Below are 13,823 nucleotides of genomic sequence, written 5' to 3'. Positions count from 1 at the left end.
GCCTCAGGCTTGACGGGACGCGCCGTCCGAGGCCTCTCGGTCTTCGTCGAGAATACGCCAGGGGTCGGGCCTGGCTGAGCGCATCAGCCACTCGATCGTCTCCCGGGGGCCGAGGTCGCGATAGCCGTCGAACACTCTTGAGTGCGCAGACACCCATTGAGGGTTCAACGACATGTCCGTGAACAAGGCCTGGCCCCAGCGGCGATGAAGGTCTGTCAGTTCATCGTCGTCCCATCGGGTCCGTTCTCCGCCGTCATTGAAGCCCCGCGTCTTTGACTCGTGATGGGTCAGGACCAGGGCAGGATCGTAGAGGACGCGCAGCCCCTGCGCGCGCGCCTTAAGACACAGATCCATGTCGTTGTAGCCAACCGCCAGCCCTTCGTCGAAGCCGCCCAACAGCTCGAAGACCTCCCGGCGGACCGCCATGAACGCTCCCGTCACCGCCGCGACAGCGCGCGGCCGAATCCAGCGCGCGAGAGGACCGGGCTCGCCAGGACGGCTGTGCAGGCCCTCGTGGATCGGCCGTCCCTCCCCGCGGCCCAACACCACCCCGGCGTGCTGAAGCGTGCCGTCCGGGTAAAGCAGCCGCGCGCCGACCAGGCCGATTTCAGGGCGAGCCAATGTCTGGCGAAGACGCGCGTCCCAACCTGAGGACAGGGCCTCCACGTCGTTGTTGGCGAACACGAGCATCGCGGGGTCGAGGCCCGCCACCGCCCGGTTGTTGATCCGGGCCCAGTTGAAGGGCTCGTCGTGTGTGACGACCCTGGCGCGCCCCGATGCGGCCCAGTCGTCCAGCAGGGCGGCGGTGGCGGCGTCCTGGCTGCGGTTGTCGACGATGAGCAGCTCCACACGCTCGGGCTCGGCGGCCTTGGCGATCAGACTGTCGACACAGGCGCGCAGCATGTCAGCCGCATCACGCGTGGGAATGACGACCAGGATGCGGCCGTTCAGAGGCTCTGGCCCTGGCGGCAATTCCGTTTTCAGTCCGGATTCGAACGGCAGGTCCGCCGCCGGCCCGTCACGCCAGACGCTGGACAGAACGCGCGGCAGATGAGCCGCGGCACCCTGCCGGGCTGCGGCGACGAGCGCGCTGCGCCGCGCATCGACGTCCGCCTGCGGGGGCGCCACCACCGCGGATGGGGCGGTCAGCACGATCGAGGGAACGACCGGCGTCGTCGCCAGGTCGTCTGCGTCCGGCGCCGCGTAGAGGGCGGGATCGAAGCAGGCTCGCCCTTCGCGCCAGTGACGGCTGTGGCTGTCGTGGTCCGCGTAGACGGCCAGCGCGCCCGTACGCATCCACGCCTGGGTCAGCCAGGCCAGGGCGTATGGCTCGAGAACGACGCCGGCCTCCATCAGCAGGCGCGGGCTTTCCGGGCTGGTCGAGACGGCGTGGTCGAACGATATCCGGGCGTCGCGCGAGGCCAGGCCGGCGACGGGATGATCCCGCATCTGGGGGCCGCAGACGACCACCGCCGTCCACTCGGCGGCGGCTTGGTTCAGCAGGCTGTGCAGCGTGGCGCGTAGATCGGAGGGCGGGGCGTCGGCGGCGTTGACGATCACATGCACGCCCGGCGCCGTTTCGGCCCAGGCCGGGGGCGGCGTCAGCGGGTGGTCACGCCGAAAGGCGTCCCAGGCCTGCACGGGGTAGCTGCCGGCCAGCCGCCATTCGCCGGCCAGATGCCGGACGGCGGCCAGCGTTTGGCCTAACTGGCCAAGGCGCTCGGTGGCTGCGTCGCGCCCCCAGGCATGGTGCGGCAGTCGGCCCCGTCCGCCCAGGCCGATCAATTCGTCGCGCGCGGCGGCCAGGTCCGGGCTCCAGGCGAGAGCGTCGGCGTAGGCCTGTTTGGCGTCTTCGGGGCGATGCTGCATCTTCAACACGTGGCCAAGATGCAGATAGGTGTCGGCGTCCGCAGGCCTCAAAGATATCGCCCGGCGATAGGCGGCCTCTGCCTCGGCCAGCCGGCCACATTCCTTGAGCGCGTGCCCGTACTGCACGCGATTGGACACATCGTCTTGGTCGCCTTCCAGCGCCTCGCCGTAGAATCGCGCGGCCTCGGCCCAGTCACCGGCGTCTCGAGCGTTCTCGGCGCGGATGCGCTTGAGGCGTCGGGTCTCCCGCAACGGGTCGGGCGGAGACCGTCGGACATCGGGCAGAACGCCCAGGCGCCGCAGGCCGCGCTTGATGGTCTTGCCCCAGCTCATGCCGCCACCGGGTAGCTCGAAGGACTGAGACGCGGCCGCGCCTGGCCCAAGTCAGCAGGCCCCTCTCGGCTGGTTCGGCGTCCCGCCGACCAAACATACTCTAGCGTCCCGGTGCGATGGGTGAGGTCGGACGACAGCAGGGGGCTGTAGAACGGGTCCTGAGCCGCCAGACGCTGACTCCATCGATGGCGGAACCATCGCGCCATCTCCGCATCAAGCTCGGCAGGGTCGCCGATGCGCCGGGCGACGGCTTCGGGGTCGACGAGAATGCTCCAGCCCGTAGGCTCCAGCCTCAGCGCCAGGTCGACATCCCGCCACAGACCGCTCAGGTGGCTGCTGAAGCCGCCGCCTTGGGTGAAAACGGCGGTGCGCACGGCGGCCAGGTCTAGGCTGGCACCCGTACAGCGCCGGGCGCGGCGGCCATCTGGCCCGGCCTCGGCGAGCAAGCGGCCCGACCATGCTGGCGCCAGGCCGCCGCCCGGCCCTGCGATGACGCCGATTCCCTCGCAACGGCCTACGCCGTCCAGCACCACGCCAGCCGCCAGCGCCGCCTGCGGACACGCCCGCAGCCAGGCTGCGAGGCGTCGCGCCGCGCCCGGTTCCGGCTTGACGCCCTCGCCGATCAGGACAGCTGAGTCGAACTGCGAAGCCCTTTCGGAGAGCAGGGCGTTCAAGGCGACGGTCCTGTCATCCGGCGTGCAGCGGATATAAGACAGCCGGCCGTCAATTCCGCGGACCTGCTCGGCTTCCAGCGCGGTACGCGCATAGGGGTCAAGCAGGACCACTTGGCCAGCCGCACCGGCCTCACGCCAAGCCAGGCGCAAGCGCGGCTCAATCTCGTCGAGTCGCCGATCCGCCTCGACCACGACCAAGAGGGCGTCGGCGATCTCAAGGGGCTGCGCCCCCCTGCCGTCGGAAGCGGGCTCCAGGTGGTTTTCACGCGCCTGCCGGCGCAAGGCAGCGGCCTGGGTGGCGGCCACATCGGCGGCGGAAGGCGGCGTCGGATACGGGCTGCGTGCAAGCAGGGCCGGAACCTGAGTGATGGTGCGGGACTTTTCGCAAGCCCGGAGCAGCATGTCGGCGAAGGGCAGCGACGCGTCGGGGCGATATCCTCCGGCGCGCCGCAACGCATCGGCGCTGAACCCGGCCAGACGAGGCGCAGCGACATCGGCGAGAAAGGCTTCCGGCGACCAAGCGGGATGGGCCGTGAATCCACCGGGTGCATCGGAATTCGGACCATGCAGGGCGACGTCGGTCATGACCGTGTCCGCCCCTTCGGCGAAGGCCTCCAGCAGGCGGTGCGCCAGTTCCGGCTCCGGAGTCTGCCCGGGTTGAAGCGGCACGATCCAGTTCCCCTTGCTCTGCGTAAACAGGGGGTCGTAGGCGCCGCCGGCATCGGATTGGAGGATAAGCCGGATGCGGCGATCCGGGCGCCGCGCCGGCTTACAATCCGCATCGACAAGCGCCAGCAGCTCCCACTCGGCGTGGGTTTGCCGCTTGAGGGCTGCGGTCAGCTGTGCTCCGCGCTCGGCCGTCCAGGGCTCAAGCATGACAAAGGAGACGCGGCCGTCGACTTCTTCGTCCGAGCGCACGATCGGCGGGCGTTGGCTCCACTCGCGCAGTCGTTCCGGCATGCCGAAGACTATTGGAAACCCGTCGAGGGTCTCGCCTGTGCGCGACAGGCGGACCTCGACTTCCGGCCGCGCAGCAAGATCCAGCTGCGTCGAGAGATCGATCTCGAACCGCCGCGCTGCCGGTTGTTCGGCATGGGTCAGTTCGGCCGCGGCCGACGCGCTGGGCAGGCCATCGATCAGCACCTCAAGCGCCACCGGCGCGCCCGGCCGATCCGGATCAATGGCCCACCCCTTGATGCGTCCGCCCTCGAGAACCTCGAGGGCGCCCACGCGTCGCAAAGCCGGAGCGCCTGAGCCTGCCGAACTGGTTTGTCCGAGCGCTCTTTCACGGCTGCGGTCGCGCTCTTCCCGAGCGCGGGGATCGCCGGCGATTGAATAGCTCTCGGCGTAGTGTCTCGCTGCAGTGTGCTCATCATTGCGCAGTCGAGCGAGATGGCCGCGCATGAGCCAAAGATCGGCGTCGCGAGGACGCAGCAGCGCCGCCTTGACATAGGCCGCTTCGGCCTGATCCAGCCGGCCGGTCTCCTTCATGGCGTGGCCAAGCTGGACCCAGATGTCGAAATCATCGGGCGCCGCCCTGAGATGGCGGCTGTACAAGTCGGCCGCTGTCGCCCAGTCGCCGCGATCGCGGGCGCGATCACCCTGCTGGCGGGGGCCATCGCGCCGCGAGGCGTTCAGCCGCGATTTCAGCGCCTTGATGGTTCGCTTGATGCGTCGCTTCATGCTCTACCTCTGGGTCACTCCCACCGATTAGACGGTCGCGACGGTTTGGCAACCTTGCGGCTTTACGCCTAGGATGGCGAAGCGGTATCCGGGCGTGGCGCGGGTGGTGGCGACACAGCTGATCAGGATTTGCTTCGTTTGTCCGACCTCCTTGTCCGAACTCTGAAGGCCGTGGCGGGACGCGGCCGGGACGCCGATGACCGCCAAGCGGCGCGGCTGTTTCTTGGAACTGACGAAAAGGGCGCGCTGATCGCGGAAACCAGGGGCCGGCTGGATGCGGTTCGGTCCGTGATGTCCACCGACCGCTTCGCCAGAAGCGCTGATGACCCGGACTTCGGACGCGGCGAAACCTTGGGCAAGGCTGTTCGGTCCTGGGCGTCGGCCTTGCCTCTTCTGCCCGCGACGCGCGGCGCCATAGAGACCGCTCCGGATCGTCGCGCCGTCCTGTCGGCGTTGTTCGCAGACCCGGAATTCTTGTCCGCTGTGATGGGCGGCCGCAGGTTCGCCTTTTCACCGGCGAGCTTCCTTCCGGCCCGCGACGTTTCCGAAACGGAGATGAAGTTCGTCGATCGGCTGCTTGACCGGCGATCCGCCTTGATTGACTCCCGCTGGCTGCAGCGGTGGGGCCTGGACGGTTTGGATCAGGCGGAGGCGCTGATCCGCTATGGCGATCTGGACTGGTTCAGCGCCAATCCGCTTTTCGATGCAGACTGGTACGCCGTGCGGTTCAATGTTCAAGCCAAGGGATGGTTTGAGAGACTGCAGGACTATGTCGAGACCGGCGAGGGTGAAGGCCGGCCGCCCAACCCCTTCGTCAACCCGAGTGCATTTCTCCGCGCCCACGGGGATCTGCCTGCGATCGTGCTCCAGAACCGGCTGGACGGCTGGCTTGAGCATCTGATTGCTCGGGATGTGGCGGAACGGCGCAGCGGCGCCTCGCACTTCGACGCGGACTTCTACGGCAGTCAGGTCGCCGCCAAGACCTGGGCGGCGCATGGCTCGCCCTTCGCTCACTATGTCCAGGAGGGCTGGCGGCTCGGGCGCCAGCCCAACCCCGTGTTCGACGAGCTCTGGTACCTGCGCGCCCACCCCGAAGCGCTGCGCGCCGTGTCCGCCGGCGCCTGGCCCAACGCCTTCGCGCATTTCATTCAGGAGGGGGAAGCCCAGGGGCTGCGTCCCTCGCCGTTCTTCGACGCTGACGCCTATCTCGACTGTCATCCGGACCTCAAGCAGGTCAAGGGTCTGAATCCGTTCTGGCACTACTGGTCGAACGGACGGCGAGAGGGGCGGGACATGCGAGACGGAGTCGCGGCCGCCACCGGCCGCGTTTTCCGTCGCCGCCTGCCCACCCAATGCGACCTAATCGACAACGGGCGCTGGCGTGTGCACGATCTTCGGCCCGAAGCCGTGCTGGAGGCCGCACGAGGGCCCGTGCTGCCGAACCTGGCGGACGCCATTCTGGACCAACGGCTGGACGATGAGGCCGCCCGACTTGTTGCGCTGAAGGCCCTGACGGAGTTGGGACAGGCGCAGGCGCGCATCGAGCACGGGGCTGAGCAGCACATCCACGTCGGCGACGTGAACCGACTTTACGTCAGCGGCTACGCTTCGCTCGGCCCACTGACGCTGAAGGCTGTCCGCACCCGCTCGCCGGACGTGCGCGGCGGATGCGAGTTCTTCACCCACGCCAGCCTGCACGAGGTGGACGCGGTCGCCTGGCTGGGCGGGGCCGGCGCGCGCCCACAGACCGGATTCCTGGCCTGGTTCGCCTTTTCGGCAGCCGATCTCTCACCCGGCGATCGCAGCCTCAATCTGGAGTTCGTCTTCGAGGGCGCCGAGGGCGTCGAACTGGTCGCCAACGCCGCGATAGCGGTGCACGTCCATCCCCGGCCGGAGCGCAGTCGAAGCCGCGCGCCAGTGCAGGTTGCGATGGCCAGCTACAATCCGCCCATGGGGCCTTTCCGGGCGCAGGTGGACAGCATCCTGGCCAACAAGGGCGTGCATCTGGTCATCTCGGATGACGCTTCTCCCAAGGGCGGGGCCAGCCTGGCTCAGTTCGCCGACCATCCGCGCGTCGACATCGACGTGAACCGCGCCAACACTGGCTTCATAATCAACTTCGAGCGCAGCCTTTACATGTGCTCGGAGCACGCACGGACGATCCTGTTCTCAGACCAGGACGATCTGTGGCGGCCGGACAAGGTCGAAGCCCTGCTCGAAGCCCTGGCCCCGACGGGTGTGGTCTGCGCCTTCTCCGACATGCGGGTCACGAAGGACGACGGCGAGATCATATCTCCGACGTTCTGGAACAGCCGCACGGTCCATCATTTTGATCCCCTGACCGTCGGCGTGGCCAATACGGTGACGGGCGCCGCGGCAGCTTTTCCAGCCGATCTCGCGCGGATGCTGACGCCGTTTCCGCGCTACACTAGCGGCCTGTATCACGACCAGTGGCTTGCCGTGCTGAGCGCGGCGGTCGGTCGGATCGGCTATGTGGATCGCCCGCTCTACGACTATATCCAGCACGGCGGAAATGTCCTTGGGTTCAGCGGGTCGCGTCTGACCGACACGGCCAAGTGGCCCTATGTGGTGCGCCGGCTGCGTCGCGCGCTGCGGACCGGACGGGCGGATTCGTCCGATGTGGAGCATGTCGCCGTCGCCCTGTCGCAGACCGTCGGCGTCCTGCAGCGTTTCGTCATGTGGCGCGAGGCGCTGACGCGCGCCCCGGTGTGGAGCGACGCCCGAGTTCGCCGTCTGGCCGAACAGGCCTGCGACGCCATTGCGGGTCGGCCGTACGACGCCGTCGCCCTGAAACGCGGCTTCGCCCGACTGGCGCGGCGGGCGGGCGGCGAGCGCGGCCTCCTGTCGATCGACGCCCTGATCGAAGCCATGCTGCTGGCGCGCGGTCTGGTCGACGCGGGCGTCGTTTCAGCGCGAGACCTGGCCCGTTTCATCAAGGCCAAGGGCGACGCCCAGCGCTGTTTCGACCGCCGGGTCTCGGACCGGACCCGCACCGATTTCGAACGCAAGATCGAACCCCTGAACGCCCGAGCGGTCGATGGGCCGGCGGATCTGCGGCTGAACCTGTTCCTACCCGAACTGACGCTGGGCCACTTCTTCGGCGGCTATCACAGCAAGATTTCGCTGATCACGAGGCTGCGCGAGCGCGGCGTGCCGACGCGCCTGATCCTGGTGGACGAACCGCGGGTCGACGCCGACGCCGTGTCGGAGATCGTGGGCGCTTTTCCCGAACTCAGGCGAGGGCTGGACGAGAGCCTGATCGAGGCCGTCGGGCTGCGCGATCGACCGCTGGACGTCGGGCCCGGGGACGCGCTCATGGCCACCACCTGGTGGTCGGCCCATCTGGTCGAAGGGTTGCGCCACCAGTTGGGTCGTGACCGCTTCCTGTACTTCATCCAAGAATTCGAGCCCTACACCTTTTCGCTGGGAACCTGGTACCGGGCGGCGGAGCAGACCTACGGCTTTCCGCATGACGCCGTCTTCTCGACCGAAATCCTGGAAGGCTTCTTCCGCGATCAGAGGACGGGCGTCTTCGCGCCCGATCGCCGCGACGCGCGGTCGTTGCCTTTCCGAAACCCCATCACGGGGCTTCGCGAGATCAAGCGCGTTCCCTTGACGCCCGCGCGGCGCCCGCGTCTGCTTTTCTACGCCCGGCCTCAACCGACCGAGGCGCGCAACATGTACGATTTCGGTCTGGCCGCGTTGAAACTTGCGGCCGCCGAACTGGGGCCGCTTCTCAATGGATGGGAGCTGATCGGCGTCGGCTCGGACCGGAATGCGGAGATGGACCTGGGGTCGGAGCGGACCCTGCGGCTGATCAAGAAGCTGGACAGCTACAGCTATCGGGAAATGCTGGCCTCGTCCGACGTGGGGCTGGCGCTGATGTACACGCCGCACCCCAGCTTGGTGCCCCTGGAGATGGCTGCGGCGGGCCTGGTGACGGTCACCAACGCCTGCATGTCGAAAACGGCGGCCACGCTTGCCGGCGTATCGCCGTTGCTGAGGGTCGCGGAACCGAACGTGGAGGCGATCGCGGCGGAACTCTGCACATCCGTGCGTCAGGTGCTGTCAGGCGCGGCGGCCGCCAGCGGCGTCGACTGGCCCACCAGCCCCCAAGAGGCTTTCGATGACGTTTGGCTGGAACGTTTTGTGGAACTGGCCGAACGGAGTCTGAAGTCGGCGTGAACGATGTCAGGCCGCGCCTTCGTATTTGTCGTCCTTGGCGCTGGGCGTCTTGACGACGACATTTAGGGCGTCGGTCAGGGCCTCGAAAGCGGTGGCTTCGCCTGGTTCCAGCACCAGGATGTCGCCCGGCCCCCACTCCTTGTCCAGCATCCGCACGCGGCCCGATACGATCAGGGTGACTTCGGTGCCGACCTTGTGGTGATGCAGAACCTCGCGGTCGCCGGCCTTATAGTGTTTGACCGCGACCTCGCAGACATCGGTTTGAAGCGCGGTAGGAGCGAAGTCGCCCACGAACCAGCCCTTGGTCATGTCCTCCAGGCGCGCGTGTCGCATCTCAGGCCTCAGTTTCGTAAAGCGACACCTGACGGCTGGACTTGAGCGGCTGATAGTCTGCTGCCGGTATGGGAAACACACCGATCGTCTTCTGCTTCAGGATCAGTTCGTTCAGCGTCAGGCTGATGAAGAAGTGGTCGTCGGCCTTGGCGTCCTTGCGGATCATATCCATTGCGGCCTCGATAAAGTCGGCACCCTTGCGAAACCAAAAGAACCCGGCGATGGCCGAGCGGCTTATCGGGTGTTTCTCGGCTGCCTGCACGACTCGGCCGGCGTCATCGAGTCGGACGTAGGAATAGCGAGGGTGCAGCGAGGCGAAGGTCGTCACACCGGCGTCCAGACCCTGATCGCGGAACCCCGCAGCGATCCGCGATAGATCGGCGTCGATCATTTCGTTGGCGTTCATCACGATCAACTCGCCGTCTGGATCGATATGATCGATGCACAGCAGGGCGGTGCAGGCAGCGCCCTGAGTCGCGCCCTCAATCTCGACCACGGCGCAGTCCGGCGCGGTCAACCTGGCGATGCTGTCCAGGTGGTGACGCCGAACGTCGGATTTCTGCATCGCGAAGATCAGCTGGGCGTTCAGCCGCGCGCAGCGGTTGGCCAGATGTTCGATAACCATCTCGCCGCCGTGTTCGGCGATCCAGACAGGGGTTTCGCCGGCGGGCGTTTCGGCGGCGCCGAGAATCAGGATTCTGGCCATTACGCCGCCTCCGCCTGGATCGCCTCTATGCGAGCCATGATAGCGTGATAGGTCACGTCTTCGACGCCGCCCACTTCCAGAACATGGGCGCCCGCAGCGCGCGCTGCCGCCACGCCGTTCTCGTTGTCCTCCACGATCAGCGCCTCATGCGGCGCCAATCCCATGCGGTCGATGGCGACCTGATACATTTCCGGATCCGGCTTGGCGCGCGTCACGTCCTGATTGGACACCATGAACTCCAGATACCGTTCCAGATCGGCGCGCTGCATCATGACCTCGACGCTGTCGCGAACGGAGTTGGAGCATACGGCCAGGCGATAACCCTCGGCATGCAGGCGAGATAGGGCGTACTGCTGGCCGAACGTCGGCTTGCACTCCGCCGCCACGATTTCCATCGTGTAGCGCTGCTTCATCTCGTTGAGGAAATCGTGCAGCGCCGGCGGCAGCCCGCGCGCGGCGGTCAGCATCGTCAGCTTGCGGCGGGTCGGCAGGCCGTCGAACGTGGTCAGGTGATCGAAGCGGCTAATCTCCATGCCGAACAGGCGCAGGGCTCGGTTCAGGGCTTCGTAATGCCAGTCGCGGGCGTCGATCAGCACCCCGTCCATGTCGAAGATGACGGCCTTGATCATCGCTGGGTCGTCTCCAGTTGCGCTCGCAGGTCCTCGGGCCGGTCGGTGCATACCATAAGCGGCGTGTCGTGCAGCCCCGCCTGCCCCAGCATGTCCCAGACTGCGTCGGGGTCACGGCCGTGAAGCTCGGGCGACACCAGGCAAACAGCCTGACCGCGGTTCAGCAAGGCCCGGATGTCGTCGGGCGTGAACCAGTCGTCGTCAAAGGCGTCCAGCCACACGCCGCCGGCCTGATCGCCCAATACAGGTGCGCGCTCATGGTCGCTAAGTCTTGTGAACGCCGGCAAACCGTCTCGGTGTTGGCGGATCAGTTCCGGCCCGGACATGTCGAAGGTGAACCAGCGGGTCAGATGCGGTCGCCGGGCCATCTCGGCCTTTAGCGCCGGCCCCAGTCCGTCCGCCTTGATGTTGAGCGCCAGGGGCAGGTCGCGGTCGCCCAGGATGTCCAGCATGTCCGGCAGGCTCATCTCGTCGCCAGTGGGCATGTCGTGGGCGATGACCAGGCGGCCGCAGTGATCGCGGATGTCAGTCTCGGTGCCGAAGCCCAGGTCGAAGGACCGCTCGAAGGCGACGCGCTGGTTCTTTTCCTGTGCCGTCTTCCAGTAGCCCCGGTGGCTCAGGACCTCCATCAGTCCAGGCCCTCGACCGCCCGGCGTGACACCTCCAGCGCCGCGAACCTATCCAGGTCTGCGGGAATGCCAAGGCCATACATGCCGTCGGCTTCGGCGCCGACGCCAAAGACGCCGACGCGGGCGCCGCGCGCGATCATCTGATCGTAAACAGGGGCGACATAGAATTCGCCGTTCACCCGCAGGTCCCGCGCGATCATCTCGCGCGCGCCGTCGATGAAGTCCCCGCCCCGCCGGTAGTTATAAATGCCGACCGTGGCGTGTCGGGAAATGGGCTGCTTCTCGACCACGCGGGTCACCAGGTCTTGGTCGTCCAGCGCCGCGAACGACCATTTCGGATCGTCGGCGTCCATCGTCATGATCAGCCCGTCGAGATCTCGGCGATCCATCTCGGCTAGATAGTCATCGATGGCGATGTCTACATACTGGTCGCTGTTGGCGATCATCAGCGGCTGATCACGATCAATGTGAGCATCGGCTTCCAGAACGGTGCAGGCCGCACCTTCAGTCACGCCGTTCAACTCCACCAAGGCCGACCCCGGGGCCCATTCTTGAAGCTGATCGCGCAGTCCGTATTCGCCGACGGCCTCGGCCTGGCAAATGAAAACGAATCGATGCGGTGTCGAGGGGCGGATATTGTCGATGACAACCTGTATCATCGGCCGACCGTGGATCGGGATCAGCGGCTTGGGAGTGGTATATCCGGCATCCGCAAATCGACTGCCGCGTCCGGCCATCGGGATGACGATCGTGGTTGTCATCGCACGCTCTCCAGCGCCGCCAGGGCGGCTGTCGCTTCATCATGCCGAGATGTTCCTCTCGACGCTTCGATTTCGCTCCGCAGCGCCGCGGCGAGCGTTTGTCGAGGCGCCGCGGAGCGATGAATTTCATAACCCATCGCCCAAACCGGTTCCGGCGTCAGACCGCTCACGAACAGCAAGGACTGCACTCCCTCATGGCAGGGCACGCGTTCACGCAGCGGTTGATCGTCCGTCTGAAGGCTTTCGATGTAATGGTCAAAGCCGGCAAACAGCACTTCGGCGGCTGAACGAGAGGCGACCATGTAGCGGTCACCGCTTCCTTCGATAAACTCGGCATGAGCATCGTAATCGTGGAATACAATGGTCCTGCCATGAGCCGAAGCCGAGCGAGCCGCCAAGGCCGACGGGCTGCCCTTCAAGTTGACGAGATCGCATCTGACCAAGATGCAACAATCAAACGGCCGCGCATCCTCGACTTCGAAGGCTCTGGCCAATGGACCGAGATCCGCGATACGGGACCACATTTTCAACTGATTGATCTGTTCTCGAGCAAGGCTTCGGGTTGCTGGAGGCATCTGATCCACGCATTGGCGCACGGCGTCTTCATTGCCCAAGGCGATCCTGGATCCTTGGGGAAGCAGGCCTTCGAGCGTTTCGATGTCGGGTGTTCTCGCTGTCTGGCTGCCGGACCAGTCCATGAGCGCATCCACTACTTCCGGCCAAACCGCTCTGAGACGATGACCATCCGCGCCATGCTGATCTGAAAGCATAGGGCGCAGAGGGGGAGGGACTACCTGCTGAAAAAAACCTGCGCTATCGTCGAGGCTTAGGGGGCGGAACCCTGTTTGCGGCCACGTCGCGAGCCCGAAACGAATTTCCGCTCCGGAAGGCGCAAGGCTCTGCTGTAAGTGCTCGACCAAGGCTGGAATGACCTGATCGGGATCCCGCATCTGGCCGAACAGTCCGATAAACACCCTGAGGGGGCGGTCGAGACCCAGGCTGCGCGCGCGTTGATGCAGTTCAGCGTGACGAACCGGATCATCAACAGAGAGCCTCTCAGCTCGCCGGAGAGCTTCGTTCTCGAGCTCGGCATCGGCTCTCCTGGCGGCGAGCAGGACGATAGCGCGAAGCATTTCGAAGGATAGCGGGGCCTCTGGTCGGGCGACGAGGTCTCGCGCCATCGTCTCCGCCCGGTCGTCCAGTCGCAAGGCGATCAGAAGGCCAAGATAGACACCCAGCCCTGAAACGCTCAACCGATCGCGGACGTTCTCCATCGCCTCAATCAGAATACTTGCGGGATGGTCGAAGCCGTAAATGTTGAAGAAACCCACCGATCTGCAAAACGGACGTAAAGCTTCAGAAGTGTCTGCGATGAGTACAAGCGTCTCAAGCGCTTCCAACGCGTCGGCTCGCGCCTGACCTAGGTCCATGTTCGTCGCCGACAGAGCTTCCAGGGCGGGGCGCAGCTTCAGCGTTTCCACCACCGTCTGGTGAAGATCTGCAAACGCCCGGGCCGACACCGGATCCAGAGGGCCGATACGATCAAGCAGTTCCCGAGCTTGATCTGCGTCACCCGCCTGGTGCGCTTGAGCGCAGAGAAAAAGCGTGACGGCCGGATAGTTCTTCACCGAGGCCGGGCATGCGGACATGTCGATGTCGACGTTCGGATCGAACCGTGCTCGGATGACGAGGAGTTCGAGCCAGAAGGAGGGCTCGTCGGGCCAAATATTCGAGAGCTTTTTCAGGGTGTCGGCGGCTGCTTGCAGGTCGCCGCCATCGCGCTGAGCGACGGCCGCCCATCGCAACACATCACGCCGTGCGGCGTCCCAAGATTGGACGTCCAGCGGAGCCGAAATTTCATGCAGCGAAGCGGGCAGATGTCCGTTCAGCTGCCGGATCACATGCGCGAGTCGATCATCGTGAGCCAATAGCCCGCCTGCCGTCGAAGTCGAGGTGTGAGGTTCATCTAGAGAACCATCGCCATCGCGGCAAGCGCCCGG

Annotated in this window: 9 protein-coding genes; 1 reads left to right on the top strand and 8 read right to left on the bottom strand. The window is 66.0% G+C overall.

All coding sequences use genetic code 11. From position 1 onward, the window contains the following. Window positions 1-3 precede the first annotated feature (3 nt). Together E4M01_RS14105 and E4M01_RS14100 are read right to left on the bottom strand one after the other, a co-directional pair. The gene (locus E4M01_RS14105; RefSeq protein WP_135065816.1) at window positions 4-2,202 is read right to left on the bottom strand and encodes a glycosyltransferase; all 2,199 of its coding nucleotides are present in this window, start codon (window positions 2,200-2,202) and stop codon (window positions 4-6) included. Beyond that, complete coding sequence (locus E4M01_RS14100) at window positions 2,199-4,559, bottom strand: tetratricopeptide repeat protein (protein ID WP_135065813.1); 2,361 nt, start codon at window positions 4,557-4,559, stop codon at window positions 2,199-2,201. Before E4M01_RS14100 ends, E4M01_RS14105 begins: the two co-directional genes overlap by 4 nt. Before the next feature lie 138 nt (window positions 4,560-4,697). Between E4M01_RS14100 and E4M01_RS14095 the strand changes: the two genes are divergently transcribed. Next, a complete protein-coding gene (locus E4M01_RS14095) occupies window positions 4,698-8,765 on the top strand; it encodes a glycosyltransferase (protein WP_135065810.1) in 4,068 nt (1,355 codons plus the stop codon). A 6-nt stretch (window positions 8,766-8,771) separates the two neighbouring features. On the opposite strand, the gene E4M01_RS14090 is transcribed toward E4M01_RS14095, so the two are convergent. From E4M01_RS14090 to E4M01_RS14065, 6 genes are read right to left on the bottom strand one after another with little or no spacing between them, the layout of a single operon-like run. After that, window positions 8,772-9,098, bottom strand: coding sequence for a hypothetical protein (locus E4M01_RS14090; protein WP_135065807.1), 327 nt, complete (start codon window positions 9,096-9,098; stop codon window positions 8,772-8,774). 1 nt (window position 9,099) lies between these two features. Further along, on the bottom strand, window positions 9,100-9,804 hold the full coding sequence (locus E4M01_RS14085) for a glycosyltransferase family 2 protein (RefSeq protein WP_135065804.1): 705 nt from the start codon (window positions 9,802-9,804) through the stop codon (window positions 9,100-9,102). After that, a complete protein-coding gene (locus tag E4M01_RS14080) occupies window positions 9,804-10,433 on the bottom strand; it encodes an HAD family phosphatase (protein ID WP_135065801.1) in 630 nt (209 codons plus the stop codon). The genes E4M01_RS14085 and E4M01_RS14080 overlap by 1 nt, the downstream gene beginning before the upstream one ends. After that, on the bottom strand, window positions 10,430-11,062 hold the full coding sequence (locus tag E4M01_RS14075; protein ID WP_135065798.1) for a phosphodiesterase: 633 nt from the start codon (window positions 11,060-11,062) through the stop codon (window positions 10,430-10,432). Before E4M01_RS14075 ends, E4M01_RS14080 begins: the two co-directional genes overlap by 4 nt. Then, the gene (locus tag E4M01_RS14070; RefSeq protein WP_135065795.1) at window positions 11,062-11,823 is read right to left on the bottom strand and encodes a glycosyltransferase family 2 protein; all 762 of its coding nucleotides are present in this window, start codon (window positions 11,821-11,823) and stop codon (window positions 11,062-11,064) included. Before E4M01_RS14070 ends, E4M01_RS14075 begins: the two co-directional genes overlap by 1 nt. After that, the gene (locus tag E4M01_RS14065) at window positions 11,820-13,724 is read right to left on the bottom strand and encodes a lipopolysaccharide assembly protein LapB (RefSeq protein ID WP_135065792.1); all 1,905 of its coding nucleotides are present in this window, start codon (window positions 13,722-13,724) and stop codon (window positions 11,820-11,822) included. The genes E4M01_RS14070 and E4M01_RS14065 overlap by 4 nt, the downstream gene beginning before the upstream one ends. Between the last annotated feature and the right edge of the window lie 99 nt (window positions 13,725-13,823).

The sequence above is a fragment of the Brevundimonas sp. MF30-B genome, assembly GCF_004683885.1.
Classification (GTDB): Bacteria; Pseudomonadota; Alphaproteobacteria; order Caulobacterales; family Caulobacteraceae; genus Brevundimonas.
This window is presented reverse-complemented; position numbering and strand designations above follow the sequence as displayed.

What these genes read in the sequence shown, in the direction of transcription:
- E4M01_RS14105 (WP_135065816.1), bottom strand. Translation starts at nt 2,202, where the DNA reads ATGAGCTGGGGCAAGACCATCAAGCGCGGCCTGCGGCGCCTGGGCGTT.
- E4M01_RS14100 (WP_135065813.1), bottom strand. Translation starts at nt 4,559, where the DNA reads ATGAAGCGACGCATCAAGCGAACCATCAAGGCGCTGAAATCGCGGCTG.
- E4M01_RS14090 (WP_135065807.1), bottom strand. Translation starts at nt 9,098, where the DNA reads ATGCGACACGCGCGCCTGGAGGACATGACCAAGGGCTGGTTCGTGGGC.
- E4M01_RS14085 (WP_135065804.1), bottom strand. Translation starts at nt 9,804, where the DNA reads ATGGCCAGAATCCTGATTCTCGGCGCCGCCGAAACGCCCGCCGGCGAA.
- E4M01_RS14080 (WP_135065801.1), bottom strand. Translation starts at nt 10,433, where the DNA reads ATGATCAAGGCCGTCATCTTCGACATGGACGGGGTGCTGATCGACGCC.
- E4M01_RS14075 (WP_135065798.1), bottom strand. Translation starts at nt 11,062, where the DNA reads ATGGAGGTCCTGAGCCACCGGGGCTACTGGAAGACGGCACAGGAAAAG.
- E4M01_RS14070 (WP_135065795.1), bottom strand. Translation starts at nt 11,823, where the DNA reads ATGACAACCACGATCGTCATCCCGATGGCCGGACGCGGCAGTCGATTT.